The organism is Vibrio sp. 1078-1 (assembly GCF_033340475.1).
Genome location: NZ_JAWOWM010000397.1, coordinates 1 through 677 on the forward strand (window position 1 = coordinate 1; position 677 = coordinate 677).

A 677-nucleotide genomic window follows, 5' to 3' on the forward strand; every position below is an offset into this window, starting at 1 on the left:
TTATGAACAACTTTGCGGTTGTGAGATAGAAACATACCTGTTTGATAACTCTGAGTAGAGATTATGTACACTGTTTTGAAACGAAATTTTGGTCTTAGATCAATGAACTGGAATTCACATCAGAAAACATCTCTTATCTGTGTCCAAGCTCACTAATTACGCGATAGATACTTCTTCATCACATAATTAGTTAAGTGTTGCCCTCTCACTTCAACTTCTTGATGTTTAATCACTTTAAATCCCATCCGTTCAAAGAACGGACGAGCAGTGATACTGACCTCTGAGTACAAATACGGTAACGCTAATGACTCCGCTTGAGAGAAAATATGAGCCATCAATGCGCGGCCAACACCTGTCCTTTGATGCCGATGATGACAAAAAAAATGGTCAATGAAACCATCTGGCTGTAAGTCCGCGTAACCGACAATCTCACCTTCAATTTCGGCAATAAATGGGGTGATGGTGTCCATCCTCGCTTGCCAAGTTTGTGGTTCAAAATCATCGGGAGCCCAAGCTTTCACTTGATCTGTTTGGTAATCGCGGCAGTTTACTTCTCGAACCGTATGGTAGAAGAGCGTCCATAGTGTTGGCGCATCAGCAGCGCGATAGCGGCGTATTGAAAGCATCATTACAATGTTCCAGACAGACGAAACAAAAACGTGGTCACAATCGCGCTC

1 protein-coding gene is annotated in these 677 nt (G+C 42.7%); it reads right to left on the minus strand.

The features are described 5' to 3' along the window. Nucleotides 1-152: 152 nt before the first annotated feature. Nucleotides 153-629 (minus strand): GNAT family N-acetyltransferase, encoded by a 477-nt coding sequence (locus R7190_RS27795; protein WP_020903847.1) that lies wholly within the window; start codon nt 627-629, stop codon nt 153-155. Between the last annotated feature and the right edge of the window lie 48 nt (nt 630-677).

Excerpts from the sequence above, each read along its gene's own strand:
- R7190_RS27795 (WP_020903847.1), bottom strand. The coding sequence starts at position 629 with ATGATGCTTTCAATACGCCGCTATCGCGCTGCTGATGCGCCAACACTA.